The following is a 13,598-nucleotide window of genomic DNA, read 5'->3' as shown; positions in this document are numbered from 1 at the left end:
CGGGGCATCCATCCTCGCCGCACCATCGGAGAACGCGTCATGGCCCAGCTCCATCTGACGTCCCCTCGCGGACTTGCATCCAAGGTGTCCGCCGCGAATGCGCCCGCGCGCCCGGCCGCGACCAAGGCCGGCTGGCTCGCGATGGCCGCCGGCGCGATCACGACCGTGTTCGCCGCGATCGGCGCGGTGAACAGCGTCCTTCCCGCGGCGTCGAACGTCGGCGCGGCCGTGCTCGAGGCGCTGAACGTGCCGGCCTGCCTGTCCTATTCCGATCGCTATGACGGCACGCAGAGCAGCTTCCGCAAGGAAGGCCAGCTCTGGCGCGAATATCCGCGCGGCTCGGAGACGTATAGTTACGAGTTCAAGGAGATCCGCCGCACGCGCCAGGAGATCATGCTGTGGAACGTGACGCCGCGCCCGAACGTGCCGGATGCCGCGAGCCTCGTCGTGCATCTGCCGGTGTGCGGCGGCATGGCGGTGCTGACTGAGGGCCTGCCCGAGCGCGCGACCAATCTGCAGCAGACCTGGCCCGACCGCGGCTGAGGCTCCGACGCGGACACGCGACTTCGGATTATTTCAGCACGATCCAGGCCGGCGCGTGGTCGCTGGCGCCGTCCTCGCCGCGGATGGCGCGGTCGACGCCGGCCTTGGCAAGGCGCGGCGCGAGTTGCGGGCTCAGCAGCAGGTGGTCGAGCCGCAGGCCGGCATCGCGCGGCCAGCGGTTGCGCTTGTAGTCCCAGAACGTGAACATCGGCGCGTCCGGATGCAGCATCCGGATCGCGTCGCACCAGCCTTGATCGACCAGCGCCTTGAAGGCGGCGCGGCTCTTCGGCTGGATCAGCGCGTCCTTGTCCCAGGATCGCGTCGGATAGATGTCGAGCGTAGCAGGCGCCACATTGTAGTCGCCGGCGAGCACGGCCGGCAGGTCGTCCTTGATGAAATCAGCCGCGTGCTTCTGCAGGCGTTTGAACCAGGCGAGCTTATAGTCGAATTTCGGCCCCGGCTGCGGATTGCCGTTCGGCAAATAGAGGCAGCCGACGACGAGGCCGCGCACCGCGGCCTCGATGTAGCGCGCCTCCTGGTCTCTGGGATTGCCGGGCAGGGCGGTGCGGGTCAGCACCGGCTCGGCTTTGCGCGCAAGGATCGCGACGCCGTTCCAGGTCTTCTGTCCCTGCCACACCGCGCCATAGCCGGCCTTGGCGATCGCATCGACGGGGAAATCGGCCTGGGTGCATTTCAGCTCCTGCAGGCAGACGATGTCGGGCTTGGCCGCGCGCAGCCAGCGCAGCAGATTGGGGAGCCGCCGCCGGACATTGTTGATGTTGAAGGTCGCGATCTTCATGAGGCCCGTCGCCGTGGGGATGGTCCGGATGACCAAGCTCGCAATCGGCTTTTTGTTCACGCGGCAGCGTCGATGCAGCCAAGGCTGCTACGAAAGCCCGGCCTGTCAGGCAACCCGCGTGCTTCTCGGCGGCGCGAGTCGAGAGGGCGCACGCACCTACTTCGGTCGCGACGCCACCAGCGCGCGGATCTTGTCGGCATCCTCCGGCGTCGCGGGATTGTAGATCACCATGGTGAGGTCGGGCCGGCCATCGACGGCGAAGCCCGAAAATTCCATCGAGAGCGATCCGGCGACGGGATGCTGCAGGGTCTTCACGCCGTCACCGTGCCGCCCTTGCACATCGTTGTCGCGCCACATCGCCGCGAATTCCGGGCTCGTCGCGCAGAGCTCATCGACCAGCGATTGGACATTGCGGGCCGCGCCGGCGCGGGCCACGTCAGCGCGGAAGGACGCGACCACATAGCGCGCCACGGCCTGCCAGTTGGGCTGTGCCGCGCGGACACGGCTGTCGTGGAACATCATGCGCAGAACATTGCGCTGGCCCTCCGGCAGGGTGCTGTAGTCGGTGAGGACAGCCGCAGCCGCCCTGTTCCAGGCGAGGATGTCCCATGTCGCCGTGCGAACGAAGGCGGGACTGTATTCCAGCGTATCGAGCACGCGTTGGAGACGGGGTGAGATGCCGTCGATCGCGTGATAGCGGGCTTCGGGTGGCCGGCCGAGACCGAGCAGGAACAGATGCTCGCGCTCGGCGTCGGTCAGCATCATGGCGCGAGCAATGCGGTCCAGCACGTCGGCGGAGGGCGCGCCGCCGCGCCCTTGCTCGAGCCAGGTGTACCAGGTGGCGCTCACATTGGCGCGTTGCGCCACCTCTTCGCGCCGAAGCCCCGGCGTTCGCCGCCGCTGCAGCGGCAGGCCGAAGGTGGTCGGATCGAGCTTGGCGCGGCGATCCCTGAGATAGGTCCCGAGAGGGTTGGCGTCCGTCATCCTGTTAGCGATTATACCCGTATAAAGTCACAACTTTACCCGCATGAGCAGCCTAGCAATATCCCGGCGGTCTGAACAGGGAGTGTGTCTCATGCGCGTATTCGTCACCGGCGCCGCCGGATTCATCGGCTCTGAAACCACCAGGGAGCTGATCGCCGCCGGGCATCAGGTCATCGGCCTCGCGCGCTCCGCCGAGAACGTCCGCACGCTCGAGCAACTGGGCGCGCAGGTTCATCGCGGCTCGCTGCAGGACCTCGACAGCCTGAAGCGCGGCGCGAGGGATGCCGACGGCGTGATCCATCTCGCCTTCATCCACGACTTCGCGAAATTCGCGGAGAACGGCGCCATCGACAAGGCCGCCATCGACGCCATGGGCGAGGTGCTGGTGGGCACGAACAAGCCGTTCATCGTCACCTCCGGAACGGGGCTCGTTGCGGCCAATGTGGTGGTCACCGAAGACATGCGGCGCGAGTCGTCAGCGCATGTCCCGCGCGTGTCCGAGCAGACGGGTCTCGCCTATGCGTCGCGCGGCGTGCGCGCAATGGTGATCCGCCTGCCGCAGGTTCACGGCGCCCCCGGAAGGGCCGGGCTGATCTCCTATCTGGTGGAGCTCGCGCGACAGAAGGGCCGCGCCGCCTATGTCGGCGAAGGCACCGAGCGCTGGGCCGCGGCGCATCGATCGGATGTCGCCCGCCTCTACCGGCTCGCCCTGGAGAAGGGCATTGCAGACGCGATCTACCACGCCGTCGGCGAGGAGGGCGTCCCCATGCGCGAGGTCATCGAGGTGATCGGCCGCGCGCTGAACGTGCCGGTCGTGTCGATCAGCAAGGAGGAGGCGGGCGACTACTACGGTCCACTGGCGATGTTCGCAGGGCTGGACATGCCGGCCTCCAGCGTCCTGACACAGCAGCGCCTGGGCTGGAGACCGGACGGGATCGGTTTGATCGCCGACATTGGCCAGCCGGACTACTTCAAGGCGTGAGCGCCGGCCGCGACCGACCCGCAGCGCCCATCTTGATCGAATGATGGCGCTCTTGCGCGACCAGCCCCGCAGCCCGGATGAGCGCGGCGACATCCGGGTTTTCCGATACGGCACGTGAGACCCCCGGATATCGCTGCGCTCATCCGGGCTACAGCAGCGGGCGCTGTCGCAGCCGTGTGCCGATATCCATCAGCCCGTCATTGCGAGCGCAGCGAAGCAATCCAGGGTGGCATGTGGGATTCTGGATTGCGTCGCTTCGCCGCTGCGCTCGTAATGACGATGTGGCGCGCGCTCGGGCGCCTGAGGCGGAGGCGCTTCCTCTCACCAAAGTATGGCCCCTAGCTACATGTGCTCATTGTGCAGATTCTCGTTGTCATCCAGCCGACTTTTTAATGATTAAGATCATAGCCTCGCCCCTGGTCCGCCGAGCGGAGACCATGCGTGGAGGTTGGGTGTGAATGACGATGTGCCTTGGTACGTAAGTCTGATCATAGCCTGGTTGCCACTGATCATGTTCGTCTTGGCCGTTGCATGGAGCACCCGTCGGATTCAGACGTCTCTGACGGCCGGCGATGGTCGCTCGCTGGCGCAGATCGTCGGTGATCTGGCGGATGAGATGAAGCGGGCGAATGACAGAAGATTGTAGCCGGTCGCGCGACTCATCTGAACGAGCCGGGCGGTCTCGTAGATATTTGCAGGGAAGAAGCTGGGTATGACTAATGATGTTCCATGGTATGTAAGCCTGATTGTCTCCTGGCTTCCCTTCATCATATTCGTTGCCGCAATTCTCTGGAGTTCGCGGCAGCTGCGGAAGTCGCTCACTGCGAGTGATGGCCGCTCCCTGGCGCAGGTTGTCGACGATCTGGCGCGAGAGATGAAGCGCGCCAACGACATCCGTCATGACCAGGCACCCTAGCCAGCGTAGCTTGGCCCTAACGGGCGCGCCGAAACGCGGAATTCATCAACGATCTCAACGCGACTCACCCTGTCCAGTCCTTCCGCGAAAAATATTGTACTTCCGTTTATCAGAAAAACATGCTTCACTCCCTCCGTCCCGCCTCGGCACGAGGGGCGTATCGCGATCGTCATGACACGCGGGGTGGGATGTGGTGGGCGCTTGGGGTCGCAGCATGGCTTGAGGCCGTGCGGACGAACGGCACGAGGCGCACGTCGAAGACGTATGGTCCTGGCATCTCGACGCTGATGCTACGCTGGCGGTGATGATCCGCCGGTCACGGGGGCAAGACAGCCGATCCCCGGGGAGAGTACGCATAAGGCGTAAAGCCATCGCGCGGGGAATGCCGGTTGACCGGCTGAACCTGTGGTGACTGCCGCCTGCTTTTTTTCTGCAGGCGGGCCATGGGTGAGGCCTTCACCCGGCATTCCCTGCGCCCTCGTCTTTCGAAGAGGGTGAAAAAGAGATGCAAGCCTCGGGCGTTGTATGCCGCGAGACCGATGGCTCATGTCAGTTCACCATCATTGCGAGCGCAGCGACTTGTCCGCCGTAGCTCGAAGAGCGAAGGCGGAAGCAATGCAGGGTGGTGTGCGGGACTCTGGATTGCTGCGCTCGCAATGACGATGTGGAAGCAGCTGTATGCACGTCAGACAGAGAGCGTTGCTGCGCGCGATCAGCTTTCCGCGGCCGCCGCACCGCCCTTGTAGATGCGATGATAGCGCCGGCCGAGATTGGTCAGGACTTCGTAGCCGATGGTGCCGAAATGATGCGCGAGCTCGTCGACGGTGATGCCTTCGCCGAGCAGGGTTGCGAAGTGGCCGCGGCGGGCGGCCTTCGGCGGCAGGTCGGTGACGTCGACGGCGATCAGGTCCATCGAGATGCGCCCTGCGATCGGGCAGCGCTGGCCGGCGATGATGACGTCGGCGCCGCGGGTGCCGTCGTTGGAAGAGGCGGCGCGGAAGTAGCCGTCGGCATAGCCGGCGGAGAGGATCGCGATTTTCGTCGGCCGGCGCGCGCTCCAGGTGCCGCCATAGCCGACCGTGTCGCCGCGCGCGAGGTCGCGCAACTGCACGATGCGCGCCTTGATCTCGGCGACCGGCTGCATCGGATTGTCGGCCTCCGGCGTCGGATTGACGCCGTAGAGCGCCGCGCCGGGACGCACCATGTCGAACTGGAAGGCGGCACCGAGGAAGATGCCGGAGGAGGCGGCAAGCGCGGCGGGCACGCCGGTGAACACGCTGGCGACCTCGCGGAACGTCGCGAGCTGGCGCGCGTTCGACGGGCTGTTGATCTGCTCGGCGGAGGCCAGATGGCTCATCACCAGCGTGATGCCATGGTCGCCGCCCTGGATGCGCGGGATCATGCCCTGCGCATCGATCGGGCTGAGGCCGAGCCGGTTCATGCCGGTGTCGACATGGATGGCCGCGCCGCCCTTCCAGCCGGTGCGGCGGCAGAACATGTCCCATTCGGCGAGCTCGTTGAGGTCGCCGATGACAGGACGGCAGTTGATCGCCGCGTAGTCTTCGCCGGTGTTCTGGAAGAAGCCGTCGAGCACGTAGAGCGCGGCGCTGTCCGGCAGGGCGGCGCGGGCGACTTTTGCCTCCGCGAGCGTCGCGACGAAGAAGGTCTTGCAGCCGGCCGCGGCGAGCGTGCGCGCCACCTGGGGAATGCCGCAGCCATAGGCGTCGGCCTTGATCACCCCGGCGCATTCGGCCGGCACTGCGGTCTTTTCCAGTTTGCGCCAATTGGCGGCGAGCGCATCGAGATCGATGGTCAGCACGCCGGTGGCGCTGGCCGGGACAGCGTCGTCGACCGCCGAGACAGGTTGCTCGGCGGGTTTCTGTTCGGGAACACTCATGTGGCGCTTTTACGCGCCGCGGCGTCACGGTTCAACCGCGTCAGGTCAATAGTCGTGGTGCTGCGGCGGCAGGCCGTCATGGGCGAGGTCGCCGAAGCGGGTGACCGAGGCGTCGAAGTGCAGCTCGACCGTGCCGGTCGGGCCGTGGCGCTGCTTGCCGATGATCACCTCGGCCTTGCCGAGCGCCAGATCCATTTCCATCTGCCACTTCTGGTGCTCCTCGGTGCCGGGACGCGGCTCCTTGGCGGCCAAATAGTACTCACCGCGATACACGAACAGCACCACGTCGGCGTCCTGCTCGATCGAGCCGGATTCACGCAGGTCCGACAGTTGCGGCCGCTTGTCCTCGCGATTCTCGACCTGGCGCGACAGCTGCGACAGCGCGATGATGGGAACGCTGAGCTCCTTCGCCAGCGCCTTCAGGCTGGTGGTGATCTCGGTGATTTCCTGGACGCGGTTGTCGTTGCCGCGCTTGCCCGAGCCCGACAGCAACTGGATGTAGTCGATCACCAGCAGGTCGAGGCCCTTCTGCCGCTTCAGGCGGCGGGCGCGCGCCATCACCTGCGCGATCGAGATGCCGCCGGTCTCGTCGACATAGAACGGCAGCGACTGCAGCTCGATCGAGCATTCGCGCAGCTTCTCGAAATCGGCCTCGGTGATGCCGCCACGGCGGATGTGGCTGGAGGGAATGCCGGAGCGCTCGGCGATGATACGGGTGGCGAGCTGCTCGCCGCTCATTTCGCAGGAGAAGAACCCGACCACGCCGCCCTGGGCGGCGCGATAGGTGCCGTCCGGCTGCAATTCGGGAACATAGGCCTGGGCGACGTTGTAAGCGATGTTGGTCGCGAGCGAGGTCTTGCCCATGCCGGGACGGCCGGCGAGGATGATCAGGTCCGAGTGCTGCAGGCCGCCCATCTTGGCGTCGAGATCGCGCAGGCCCGTGGAGATGCCGGACAGCTTGCCGTCGCGCTGAAAGGCCTTGGCGGCCATGTCGAGCGCGGTCGTCAGCGCCTGGGAGAATTTCTGGAACCCGCCGTCGTAGCGTCCGGACTCCGCGAGCTCGTACAGCCGGCGCTCGGCGTCCTCGATCTGGTTGCGCGGCGCGAAGTCCACCGGCGCGTCATAGGCGACGTTGACCATGTCCTCGCCGATGCCGATCAGGTCGCGGCGCAACGACAGGTCGTAGATGGTGCGGCCATAGTCCTGGGCGTTGATGATCGTGGTCGCTTCGGCCGCGAGCCGTGCCAGATACTGCCCGACGGTCATGCCGCCGATGTCGACGTCGGCCGGCAGGAACGTCTTCAAGGTCACGGGCGTCGCGACCTTGCCCATCCGGATCAGGCTGGACGCGGTCTCGAACACGGTCTGGTGCAGCGGCTCGAAGAAATGCTTCGGCTCGAGGAAGTCCGACACGCGATAGAACGCGTCGTTGTTGACGAGGATCGCGCCGAGCAGACCCTGTTCCGCCTCGATGTTGTGAGGAGCGCTGCGATAGGCCGGCGTTGCTGCGTCAGCCGACGCCAGCTTGTGAACGTTCGAATCGGTAAGTGCCATGACCGCGTGTTTAGCAGCTTTGAAGGGGATGGGATAAAGCGCCAGTCGCGCGCGAAGCGGAAGCGAAAGCTGAGCGCAATTCACCGTCTGGTAAATCTGGTGGATGAATCCGGACTCGCCAGATGCCGCGCTTGACGGAACCGACAGGACTCAACGCCGCGCGAGCGCGAGCGACACGCCGGTGCAATCAACCGGCGCGATCGTTCGACACGTCGGCGAGGCGGGAACGAGAGCCGGTACGGCAGGGCGTGCCAGGGCCGCGCGTGGATCCGCGCCCGGCGTCAGACCAGCAGCAGATAGAGGAGGGCGATCAGGGATGCTCCCACGCCCGCGGCGATCAGCGCGTAGTCGGTGCTGAAGTCGGTCTGGGGTTCCAACATGGCTCTGGCGGGGCTCGGGGACATGCGAGGACACTACGGCCGGGCTTCCCCAGGGTCTGTGAGCCAGTTCACAGACCGCACGATTTGTTTGAAAATTTGAGTCGGATGGGCATGATCTCGCGGTTGGGATGCAAGGCGTCCATCGAGCATCTCAGAATTGAAGTCGAGACCGGCGCGGCGCAGCCGAGGGAATGCGGCCGTCCGTCTCTGCAGGACCATTGCACTGGCGCCGCCCTCCGCTGTCGTCGCGGGCCGCGCGCGCTACTCACCCGCCATCTGCAGCGCCGGGCGGCTGCCGCGCTCGCGCGCCCGCAGCCGCGTCTCCTCACGGTGGACGTAGTCGCGCGTCATCGGCACGACGCCCTGGCGCTTCGTCAGCTGGATCTGGACATTCATCAGGTTCTGCTTGCGGAACCCCATTTCCGCGGCCGCCAGGTAGAACTCCCACATCCGCGCGAAGCGCTCGTCATAGAGCTGCACGGCCTCGTCGCGCCGGGCCATGAAGCGTTCGCGCCACGCCTTCAGGGTCTCCGCGTAGTGCAGGCGCAGGATCTCGATATCGCAGACGAGGAGCCCGGCGCGCTCGATCGCCGGCAGAACCTCCGAGAGGGCTGGGACGTAGCCGCCGGGGAAGATGTATTTGGCGATCCAGGGATTGGTCGCATCAGGGCCCACGGAGCGTGCGATCGAATGCAGCAGCATGACGCCGTCGTCCGCGAGCAGCTCGGCGCTGCGGCGAAAGAAGGAGTCGTAGAAGGCGACCCCGACATGCTCGAACATGCCGACCGAGACGATGCGATCGAACGTGCCGGGCACGTCGCGATAATCCTGCAGCAGGAAGCGGGCGGAGGCGGAGAGGTGCCGTTCGGCCGCGCGGGCCTCGGCAACCTGCAACTGCTCGGCCGACAAGGTCACGCCGGTCACGTCGGCATCACACATCTCGGCCAGGTAAAGTCCAAGCCCGCCCCAGCCGCAGCCGATGTCGAGGACGCGATGGCGGCGGCCGATCAGCAGCTTGGCCGCGAGATGACGTTTCTTGGCGAGCTGGGCATCGTCCAGCGTCGCGTCCGGCGTCTCGAAATAGGCGCAGGAATATTGCCGGTCGGCATCGAGGAACAGCGAATACAGCCGCCCATCGAGATCGTAATGATGGGCGACGTTGCGGCGCGCGCGTGCCCGGATATTGAGCTGGCGCAGGTGCCGGATCAGATAGCGCAGCCACCATTGCGGCCTGGCCCAGTCGGGCACCACGGCCGGCTGGCTCATCACGATCGACAGCAGGTCCGCGATCGTTCCTCGTTCGACCACGAACGAGCCGTCCATATAGACCTCGCCGAGCGCGAGCTCGGGGTTGGCCAGAATCCGGCGCTCGGCTTCACGAGTCAGAAATCGTGCCGCCACGGGGACGCCGGTTCCATCCCCGCAGCTGAACGACGTGCCGCTGGCGGTCGTAAAGCTGATCGAGCCACGGCGAATGAAGCTACTCAACAGACTTCGCAGCAAACGGTCCATCCACACCACCCAACGAGCTATTCCCGTGAGTTGCTGACTTTCCCGGCCGTCGCACTCGACGCGTTGAGAACCGATTGGTTCCCTATCATCACGTTGTTATGTTACCCGGCGGGCACAAGCCGACGCCACTGCCATGAACACAACGCCGATATTCCGAACCGTCATTGATCGATGGACATCTCGGCGCAGGAACATCTGTGCGCTTTCATTCGCTCCGCAATCCGTTAAAAAGGCCGCGGCCGCCGGCCTTTTGGCCGGTGTCCGGCATCTGACCGCCGGACGAGGTCTGAAGGGATCGCCGTCGAAGGCGTGGAGCGACCGCAATGTCCGCTGTCACGTTCGGCTGATAGCGAGAGGAAACACGGCAGCGGATGTCGCGCGGGGCGGCGCCGTGTGGGCGAAACCATAGCTGGAGAATGAGAATGGTGGGCCGAGCGCTCAATTTGGCGACGGTGGTGGCGGTGTTCTGCATGGGCTTCGCGGGGGCCGCCGTTGCGCAGGAAAATCTCGATGCGGGCAAGAGTCCTGCGCAGATCTACAACGGGACCTGCGTGGTCTGCCACAAGTCGCCGCGCGGCCTGGCCAAGAACACCTCGGCCAGCTCGCTGCCCGGGTTTCTGCGCCAGCATTACACGACGAGCCCCGAGATGGCCGGCGTGCTCGCCAACTACCTGATTGCGAACGGCGCTGCGGATGCGCGATCAACGGGCCACTCCGGCAAGGAGACGCGGTCCGAGCGCCGCGCCCGGTCAGCCGCCACCGAGCCGCCCGAGGCGAAACCGGCCGCCGCGGATGCTGCTGCGAGCCCAGGCGAGCCGCGCCGCCGTTCGGGTCATCACTCCAAGCGCTCCGCGCCGGCCGAGGCGAGGCCCGACGCGGCAGCAGATCCAGCCGCTGCGCCGGCCGACGGCGAGGGCAGCGCGCCCGCGAAGAAGGGCCGGCTCGGCAAGCGCAAGAAGCCGGCCCAGGAGGGCTCGGCTGCGGAAGAGACGCGCGGCGAGCCGACCGGTGCGACCCGCCCGTCGGCGTCGCGCGAGGACAGCGCTGCCGGCTCCGAGCCGCCGCGGGTCGAGCCGGCAAGATCGAGCGAGGCCGCGCCGGCGCTGCGCGCCGATCCGGTCCCGCCGGTGACGCCGGCGCCGGCCACGACCCAGTCGGTGCCGTCGGATCCCTCGGTTCCGTCCTCGCCCTCGCGCTGAGACGACAATGAAAAAGCCCGGCTCGGGGAGCCGGGCTTTTCCGCAAATGGGCTGGCGCGCTTACTGCTGCGCAGGCTCGCCGGCAGCGCCCTCGTCCTGGGCCTCCGGATCGAAGAACTCGCCGGCGGCGGCGATCGCTTCGGCGGCGGCATCGCGGTCCTCCTGGCGGGTCGAGATGTCCTCGCCGCGCTTGATGCGCTCGGCCTCGTCGGCGCTGCGGGCGACCGTCACGGTCACCGAGGTCTCGACCTCCGGGTGGATCGCGATGGTGATCGTCTGCTTGCCGATCGTCTTGATCGGGGCGTCGAGCCAGACCTGCGGCCGGCTCACGGTGATGCCGTCGGCGGCGAGGGCGGCGACGATGTCGCGCACCGAGACCGAGCCGAACAGCTGGCCGGATTCGGAGGCCTGGCGGATGATGACGATGTCGCGGCCGTCGATCTTCTCGGCGACCTTGGCCGCCTCGCCCTTGGCCTTGATGTTGTTGGCTTCGAGCTCGGCCTTCATGCCCTCATACTTGGCCTTGTTCTCGGCGGTGGCCCGCAGCGCCTTCTTGCGCTTCAGCAGGAAGTTGCGGGCGAACCCGTCCTTGACCTTCACGATCTCGCCCATCTGGCCGAGCTTGGCGACACGTTCCAGCAGAATGACTTCCATCGATGTTCTCCTTGTGATGTTCGGAAGCGGTTGGTGTGAGGTTGAACTTTTACGGCACCGGCAAAGGCGGCGGCTGCCGCGGGCCGTAACGGTGACGGAGGTCGAAGGCGGCGTCGGCGAGGCCGAGGACGATCATCGCCAGCATGGGGATCGGCCAGATGAACGTCAGCATCAGCGCGTAGGCGAGGCCGAGCCAAAGCGGCCGGGTGCGCAGCGGCAAGGTCAGCGTATGCAGGACCGCGAAGCCGGTGAGCGCATAGGCGGTCAGCAGCGCTGCGGCGGCGATTCGCGCCAGCATGCCGATCAGCCCGCCCGGGAAGCAGAACGCGATGATCGCAAACAGCGCCGGCAGCGTCATCAGCGGCAGCTTGGTGTCGCGCAGGCGCGGCCATGGGCGCATCAGCCGGCCGGAGATCGCCGTGATCTTTGCGGCCGCCAGGACGTTGAGCGACAGGATCGTGGTCATGATCACCGCGGCCATCGGCGGCGCCATGAACACCAGGATCTCGACCAGCCGGGGAATGTCGACCGCGTCGGTCGACGTGACGGTATTGCTGAGCACGCGCGACAGCAGCCGCCTGAGACCCTGATTGGTGGCCGTCATGTCGGTGCCGAAGGAGAACGCGGCAATCAGCGCTGCGATCACCGCGATCCACAGCAGGATGTTGCCGGGCGGATACCATTCGATGCCATCCTGGCCGGACGGGCTGGTCGTCGGACGGCCGAGCAGGACGAGGTGGCCGAGCCACCAAGCCGGCAGCGTCACGGAGACGGCAAAGGCGAGAGCGCGATCGAAGCCGAAGATGGCCAGCACGCAAGCGGTTGCTACGAGACCGCCGATGACGGCGCAAAGCCGGCCCCAGGCGATTGCAGCGACGAGCAGCGGCACGGGCGCGAGCAGCGCAAGCACGAGCGCCGTCATCACGCCCGATCCGGTCGAGGCGAACATGACCGCGGAGGCCGCGCCTGCCGCGAGCGCGATGAGAAGCGTTCCGATCATCAGCTGTCCCGCTCCCTTCGAGCGGTTAGAGGCGCCTTCGCCCCAACCATCGGCGACCGGACGAACCGGAAGCCTTATGAGAATTCAACGGAAGGAGCCGGCGGCGCGGGGCCGCCGGTCCGAGGTCCGCAATCAGCGGATGACGTAAGGCAGCAGGCCGAGGAAGCGGGCGCGCTTGATGGCGCGCGCGAGTTCGCGCTGCTTCTTGGCGGACACGGCCGTGATGCGGCTCGGCACGATCTTGCCGCGCTCGGAGACGTAGCGCATCAGCAGCTTGGAGTCCTTGTAGTCGATCTTCGGCGCGTTCGGCCCGGAGAACGGGCAGGTCTTGCGGCGGCGGAAGAACGGGCGACGTGCGGGGGCTTCAGCCATTGATCTTACTCCTCGTCCGCAGTTTCTTCGTCACGGGGCCGGCGCGGGCCGCGATCGCCACGGTCACCGCGATCGCCACGGAAGCCGCCGCCATCGCGCTCACCACGGAAGCCACCGCCGCGGTCGTCGCGCTCACGGTCGCGATCGGCCTTGCGCATCATCGCCGACGGGCCTTCCTCGAGCTCGTCGACGCGGACGCTGAGGTAGCGGATCACGTCTTCGCTGATCCGCTCCTGGCGCTCGATCTCGGCGATCGCCGCGGACGGCGCGTCGATGTTGAGCAGCACGAAGTGGGCCTTGCGGTTCTTGTTCATGCGGTAGGTGAGGGAGCGAACGCCCCAATTCTCGGACTTCGTGACCTTACCGCCGAGACCTTCGACGATACCGGTCATCTGAGCCGTCAGTTCTTCCACCTGCTGGGTGCTCGCGTCCTGACGCGCGAGGAATACATGCTCGTAAAGCGGCATGGCTGTCCTTTCCAAGTTGGCGCAAATCCCGGCGTCAAGCCCTTCGAGACCTTGTGGAAAGGACTCGCAGACGTCAGCTCAGAAGGCGGGAACACGGGACGACGGGCCGACTGGCCCTGCCACATCAAAGTCGCCTGGACAGCTTGGAGAGGTTAAATCCCCAAGGTTGAGCAAGGTGATTTGCTGGGACCGTCCGTTCAGCTCCCGGCTCGGGATCCACGGATGGCGCGCCTTATACCGATTTTCGGGGCCAAGGCAAGGGAAAGTGGTCGAATTGCGCCCGTCACGTGCTTGACATCACAGGGCCGGCCAGTGTCTTTCCGGCCAAAGTTACTCAAT

13 protein-coding genes are annotated in these 13,598 nt (G+C 66.2%); 3 read left to right on the top strand and 10 right to left on the bottom strand.

The window, feature by feature from the left end; all coding sequences use genetic code 11:
• The first annotated feature begins 39 nt into the window (after positions 1-39).
• A complete protein-coding gene (locus ACQR0U_RS08425; RefSeq protein WP_315749941.1) occupies positions 40-543 on the top strand; it encodes a hypothetical protein in 504 nt (167 codons plus the stop codon).
• Positions 544-571: 28 nt separating this feature from the next.
• On the opposite strand, the gene xth is transcribed toward ACQR0U_RS08425, so the two are convergent.
• Entirely contained in the window at positions 572-1,342 is a 771-nt protein-coding gene (gene xth, locus ACQR0U_RS08420) for an exodeoxyribonuclease III (protein ID WP_434842959.1), read from the bottom strand.
• Between the two features lie 156 nt (positions 1,343-1,498).
• Complete coding sequence (locus ACQR0U_RS08415) at positions 1,499-2,326, bottom strand: helix-turn-helix transcriptional regulator (protein ID WP_434842960.1); 828 nt, start codon at positions 2,324-2,326, stop codon at positions 1,499-1,501.
• Positions 2,327-2,417: 91 nt separating this feature from the next.
• Here ACQR0U_RS08415 and ACQR0U_RS08410 point away from each other — a divergent pair, with 91 nt between their 5' ends.
• The gene (locus ACQR0U_RS08410; RefSeq protein ID WP_315826783.1) at positions 2,418-3,308 is read left to right on the top strand and encodes an SDR family oxidoreductase; all 891 of its coding nucleotides are present in this window, start codon (positions 2,418-2,420) and stop codon (positions 3,306-3,308) included.
• A 373-nt stretch (positions 3,309-3,681) separates the two neighbouring features.
• On the opposite strand, the gene ACQR0U_RS08405 is transcribed toward ACQR0U_RS08410, so the two are convergent.
• The 4 genes from ACQR0U_RS08405 to ACQR0U_RS08390 all read right to left on the bottom strand — a co-directional run bounded on the left by ACQR0U_RS08405 (position 3,682) and on the right by ACQR0U_RS08390 (position 9,567).
• Positions 3,682-4,209, bottom strand: a complete 528-nt coding sequence (locus tag ACQR0U_RS08405) for a hypothetical protein (protein WP_315712435.1) — start codon at positions 4,207-4,209, stop codon at positions 3,682-3,684.
• Positions 4,210-4,936: 727 nt separating this feature from the next.
• Positions 4,937-6,121, bottom strand: coding sequence for an alanine racemase (gene alr / locus ACQR0U_RS08400; RefSeq protein ID WP_316170407.1), 1,185 nt, complete (start codon positions 6,119-6,121; stop codon positions 4,937-4,939).
• 45 nt (positions 6,122-6,166) lie between these two features.
• On the bottom strand, positions 6,167-7,675 hold the full coding sequence (locus ACQR0U_RS08395; protein WP_315712432.1) for a replicative DNA helicase: 1,509 nt from the start codon (positions 7,673-7,675) through the stop codon (positions 6,167-6,169).
• 641 nt (positions 7,676-8,316) lie between these two features.
• Positions 8,317-9,567: a cyclopropane-fatty-acyl-phospholipid synthase family protein gene (locus tag ACQR0U_RS08390; protein WP_316164701.1), complete on the bottom strand. Its 1,251-nt coding sequence runs from the start codon at positions 9,565-9,567 to the stop codon at positions 8,317-8,319.
• Between the two features lie 422 nt (positions 9,568-9,989).
• Between ACQR0U_RS08390 and ACQR0U_RS08385 the strand changes: the two genes are divergently transcribed.
• Entirely contained in the window at positions 9,990-10,766 is a 777-nt protein-coding gene (locus tag ACQR0U_RS08385; protein ID WP_316170409.1) for a hypothetical protein, read from the top strand.
• Positions 10,767-10,826: 60 nt separating this feature from the next.
• Here the strand turns inward: ACQR0U_RS08385 and rplI are convergent, their stop codons facing one another.
• The 4 genes from rplI to rpsF all read right to left on the bottom strand — a co-directional run bounded on the left by rplI (position 10,827) and on the right by rpsF (position 13,259).
• Complete coding sequence (rplI, locus tag ACQR0U_RS08380; RefSeq protein WP_315826786.1) at positions 10,827-11,420, bottom strand: 50S ribosomal protein L9; 594 nt, start codon at positions 11,418-11,420, stop codon at positions 10,827-10,829.
• A 49-nt stretch (positions 11,421-11,469) separates the two neighbouring features.
• Positions 11,470-12,420 (bottom strand): hypothetical protein, encoded by a 951-nt coding sequence (locus ACQR0U_RS08375; protein ID WP_315749948.1) that lies wholly within the window; start codon positions 12,418-12,420, stop codon positions 11,470-11,472.
• Positions 12,421-12,552: 132 nt separating this feature from the next.
• On the bottom strand, positions 12,553-12,792 hold the full coding sequence (gene rpsR, locus ACQR0U_RS08370) for a 30S ribosomal protein S18 (RefSeq protein ID WP_008963441.1): 240 nt from the start codon (positions 12,790-12,792) through the stop codon (positions 12,553-12,555).
• Positions 12,793-12,797: 5 nt separating this feature from the next.
• Positions 12,798-13,259: a 30S ribosomal protein S6 gene (rpsF, locus tag ACQR0U_RS08365; RefSeq protein ID WP_315712423.1), complete on the bottom strand. Its 462-nt coding sequence runs from the start codon at positions 13,257-13,259 to the stop codon at positions 12,798-12,800.
• Between the last annotated feature and the right edge of the window lie 339 nt (positions 13,260-13,598).

It is taken from the genome of Bradyrhizobium sp. HKCCYLRH3097 (assembly GCF_051167875.1).
In the GTDB taxonomy this organism is placed as follows: domain Bacteria; phylum Pseudomonadota; class Alphaproteobacteria; order Rhizobiales; family Xanthobacteraceae; genus Bradyrhizobium.
This window is presented reverse-complemented; position numbering and strand designations above follow the sequence as displayed.

What these genes read in the sequence shown, in the direction of transcription:
- xth (WP_434842959.1), bottom strand. Translation starts at nt 1,342, where the DNA reads ATGAAGATCGCGACCTTCAACATCAACAATGTCCGGCGGCGGCTCCCC.
- ACQR0U_RS08390 (WP_316164701.1), bottom strand. Translation starts at nt 9,567, where the DNA reads ATGGACCGTTTGCTGCGAAGTCTGTTGAGTAGCTTCATTCGCCGTGGC.
- ACQR0U_RS08375 (WP_315749948.1), bottom strand. Translation starts at nt 12,420, where the DNA reads ATGATCGGAACGCTTCTCATCGCGCTCGCGGCAGGCGCGGCCTCCGCG.
- ACQR0U_RS08395 (WP_315712432.1), bottom strand. Translation starts at nt 7,675, where the DNA reads ATGGCACTTACCGATTCGAACGTTCACAAGCTGGCGTCGGCTGACGCA.
- ACQR0U_RS08425 (WP_315749941.1), top strand. Translation starts at nt 40, where the DNA reads ATGGCCCAGCTCCATCTGACGTCCCCTCGCGGACTTGCATCCAAGGTG.
- ACQR0U_RS08410 (WP_315826783.1), top strand. Translation starts at nt 2,418, where the DNA reads ATGCGCGTATTCGTCACCGGCGCCGCCGGATTCATCGGCTCTGAAACC.
- rplI (WP_315826786.1), bottom strand. Translation starts at nt 11,420, where the DNA reads ATGGAAGTCATTCTGCTGGAACGTGTCGCCAAGCTCGGCCAGATGGGC.
- ACQR0U_RS08415 (WP_434842960.1), bottom strand. Translation starts at nt 2,326, where the DNA reads ATGACGGACGCCAACCCTCTCGGGACCTATCTCAGGGATCGCCGCGCC.
- rpsF (WP_315712423.1), bottom strand. Translation starts at nt 13,259, where the DNA reads ATGCCGCTTTACGAGCATGTATTCCTCGCGCGTCAGGACGCGAGCACC.
- rpsR (WP_008963441.1), bottom strand. Translation starts at nt 12,792, where the DNA reads ATGGCTGAAGCCCCCGCACGTCGCCCGTTCTTCCGCCGCCGCAAGACC.
- alr (WP_316170407.1), bottom strand. Translation starts at nt 6,121, where the DNA reads ATGAGTGTTCCCGAACAGAAACCCGCCGAGCAACCTGTCTCGGCGGTC.
- ACQR0U_RS08385 (WP_316170409.1), top strand. Translation starts at nt 9,990, where the DNA reads ATGGTGGGCCGAGCGCTCAATTTGGCGACGGTGGTGGCGGTGTTCTGC.
- ACQR0U_RS08405 (WP_315712435.1), bottom strand. Translation starts at nt 4,209, where the DNA reads ATGACGGATGTCGTTGGCGCGCTTCATCTCTCGCGCCAGATCGTCGAC.